The sequence below is a fragment of the Streptomyces sp. P5F9 genome (genome assembly GCF_057961495.1).
In genome coordinates, this window is sequence record NZ_JBXVPZ010000976.1 from 1 (window position 1) to 968 (window position 968).

A 968-nucleotide genomic window follows, 5' to 3' on the forward strand; every position below is an offset into this window, starting at 1 on the left:
CCAGGCGGCTACGACGACACCGCAGCCACCCTGGCCCTGCACGACCGCACCCGCTACACCGACGGCTGCGCTGCCTACGGCGTGCCGTCGTGGGCGCGTGTCTTCCTGAAGGCCGCCGTGTGCTTCGCCCGGCTCGCGCCCGGCCAGGACCAGCATCTGCTGACCGGCCCTCACGACCGCACCCACCTGCTGCGCGTGGCCGAGGCCGCGAGGCTTCGCCCGCCGCAGCCGCCCGCCGGCCAGCGCACCGGCCGTACCCAGTGGGATTGGCGCGAACGCGAGGAGGCACAGCGCTGCAACACGATGCTGACGCGGCACCAGAGCCCGCCTTTGCCCTGAGTCCGGCCCCCGGCACCCCAAGCCGACAGGGGAAGGCGGCGCCGCGCGGCACAGCGAGCCGGGGGTGCGGTCAGCCGATGGAGGAATCGGCGAACTCCACGTCGGTGAAGGCGATCCCGAGACCGTCAGCACGTCGGCCTCCGTCCCGGAAGCAGGCATGCCCCGGAGCACGGGCGAGGATGACCAACTGCTGCTGCTCGCCCCCGGCCGGCATCCCGGGCGGCGAACAGCTCGCGGGCCACTTCTCCCGACAGGTACTGGGTGATCAGCCGTACCCGCGGATCGTCCGACGAGCCCGCCGGAGCGGCGAAACCGAACCGCGCCCTGGTGTGGAAGACAAACCCGCCGGCCTCGGCCCGGGCCCGCCGACGAGCCCGTACCAGGGGCTGCCATCGTGCCCTGACGGCCTCATCGATCAGCCCCGCATGAACGGCACTGGGACGGCGGCGCGTTCCCGGCCGGGTGGTGACCCACCTCTGTACCGTGCGCCGGGAGATCCCCAGGAGGACAGCCACGTTCTTCGTGGAGCCCTTCTCCGCCCTGAGCAGGAAACGCACAGCGGCATCCCTCGTAGGCACGGGACGGGTCAGCAACGCCCGCTCAAGCCCTTTGACGATCCCACCCATGCC

The 968-nt window shown here is 72.3% G+C and carries 1 protein-coding gene and 2 pseudogenes; 1 reads left to right on the top strand and 2 read right to left on the bottom strand.

From position 1 onward, the window contains the following. A pseudogene (locus AC31A1_RS51915) lies at nt 1–339 on the top strand (hypothetical protein); the annotation flags it as partial. Between the two features lie 70 nt (nt 340–409). On the opposite strand, the gene AC31A1_RS51920 reads toward AC31A1_RS51915, so the two are convergent. Then, nucleotides 410–553, bottom strand: a complete 144-nt coding sequence (locus tag AC31A1_RS51920; RefSeq protein ID WP_489659995.1) for a hypothetical protein — start codon at nt 551–553, stop codon at nt 410–412. Between the two features lie 46 nt (nt 554–599). Further along, nucleotides 600–965: pseudogene (gene tpg, locus AC31A1_RS51925) on the bottom strand (telomere-protecting terminal protein Tpg); the annotation flags it as partial. Nucleotides 966–968: the final 3 nt, after the last annotated feature.